At 61.7% G+C, this 1,858-nt stretch carries 2 protein-coding genes and 1 pseudogene; all 3 read left to right on the forward strand.

From position 1 onward, the window contains the following. Positions 1-649 (forward strand): annotated as a pseudogene (locus ACM6IP_RS22695) (DUF2235 domain-containing protein); the annotation flags it as partial. Positions 650-774: 125 nt separating this feature from the next. Next, positions 775-1,284: a DUF2931 family protein gene (locus ACM6IP_RS22700; RefSeq protein WP_414862321.1), complete on the forward strand. Its 510-nt coding sequence runs from the start codon at positions 775-777 to the stop codon at positions 1,282-1,284. Continuing rightward, positions 1,271-1,858, forward strand: a 588-nt coding sequence (locus ACM6IP_RS22705; RefSeq protein WP_414862320.1) for a DUF2931 family protein, incomplete at its 3' end; no start/stop codon positions are given. The genes ACM6IP_RS22700 and ACM6IP_RS22705, both read left to right, overlap by 14 nt.

A 1,858-nucleotide genomic window follows, 5' to 3' on the forward strand; every position in this document is an offset into this window, starting at 1 on the left:
TGCGCTCAACAGCGTATTGCACGGCCATCGACAAATCAGCCTGCCCGGGGTGCATTCGGACATTGGCGGTGGTTACCTGCCACGTGGCCGCGAGCGCCTGTGGTTGACCCAGCCGCGCCGTATCAGCCTACCGGCCCACCGCCCGATTACCAGCCATCCGTTGTGGGCGCAAGCCCATGCCCAGCTGCAGGCACTGCGTGCGAGTGGCCTGGCTGGGGAGGGCCAACTGACGATCAAGAGTTGGCCGCTCTCCCGCGCGCCGAGCGGCAAGCTGGAGCCCCTTGAGCAGGAGCACCTGCTGACGATTGAGCTGGAGCGCCCGATGCGCGGCGAGTTGGCGCTGGTAGCGCTGCGGGTGATGCGAGAATTGGGCGTGCGTCATGGGGTGCCGTTCGACGTGATTGACGATCAGGAGCGACGTTTTCGGCTACCTGAAGACTTGCAACCCATCGCCGCACACATCCTGGATCAGGCATTGGGTGGCACCGAGATCAGCCTCGATCCTGTCCAGGAGCGCTTGTTGCGTAGTCGCTACATCCATCAGTCCGCGCACTGGACTCCCAAGAGGGGAATGTTGATCAACAAGCCAGCGGCCGACAACACACGCAATATCTACTCCAACCAACCGCAGAAGGGTTACCTGCAGTGATGCGCCCGCTCTTGCTGGCTGCGCTGTTGTTCAGTCTGTGCGCCTGCGCGAGCGGGCCGAGGCCGTCCGCGCCTCCCAAGCTGCCCTACAGCAGTTGGTACGTCGGTCTCGCCGCACCGCGTTTTATGGAGGTCTGGGTCGAGACCGTGGATGTGTTGGATCAGCGTGGCTTGGCGTTTTTTCATGTGTTTGGCGGAGTCGCCAGTTACACAGGCCAAGCAAAAGGGTGGCACAAAGGAGGGGGGGCAACGAAGCCCGTGAGCAACGTCGACCTGCCGGAGCGGCTGTTCCTGCGCTGGCAATCGCTGGTGGAGCCGCAGACGTACAAGATCCGTATCCCGATTCCGCAATGGGTGCGCGACGAGATGGTCAAGCCGGAGCGGGTGTTTTGCGAAGCGGACCAAGAAGACGTAACGCTCTATCGCAACAGAATAACTCTGGGCATGGCCCCCGGTGGCGTCGTAAAGGTCTGGGTGGGAGCGGGCTGCCTGGGCTTCAAGGAGGTCGGGCGTTTTCAGGCGGAGATTGAGCCACTTGGGCCTCATCGCAATGGCAACGGTATTTATTACCGAGCACCGAAACCCGAAGCCCAGGCCTATATCGACCAGCACGGGATCCCCTATGGCACTTGGTAAGTTGATTCCGCTCAAACGCCTGGCCTTGCTGATTGCACTGCTGTTCAGCCTGTGCGCCTGCGCCAGCGGGCCGAGGCCGCCCGCACCACCCAAGCTGCCCTACAGCAGTTGGTACGTCGGGCTTGCCGCACCGCGCTTTATGGAGGTCTGGATCGAGACCGTGGATGTTTTGGATCAGCGTGGCATGGCGTTTTTTCATGTGTCTGGAGGCGTCGCAAGTTATACCCGCAAACCAGAAGGGTGGCACAAGGGTGGAGGGTCGATGATGCCGGTGAGCAACGTCGACCTGCCGGAACGGCTGTTCCTGCGCTGGCAATCTTTGGTAGAGCCGCAGGCGTACAAGATCCGCATCCCGATTCCGCAATGGGTACGCGACGAGATGGTGAGGCCGGAGCGGGTGTTTTGCGAAGCCGACCAAGCAGACGTAACGCTCTATCGCAACAGAATAACTCTGGGTATGGCCCCCGGTGGCATCGTAAAGGTCTGGGTGGGAGCGGGCTGCCTGGGGTTCAAGGAGGTCGGGCGTTTTCAGGCGGAGATCGAGCCGCTGGGTCCGTACCGGGGCAAGAGCAAC

Source organism: Pseudomonas sp. IT-P176, from assembly GCF_949767245.1.
Lineage (GTDB): Bacteria > Pseudomonadota > Gammaproteobacteria > Pseudomonadales > Pseudomonadaceae > Aquipseudomonas.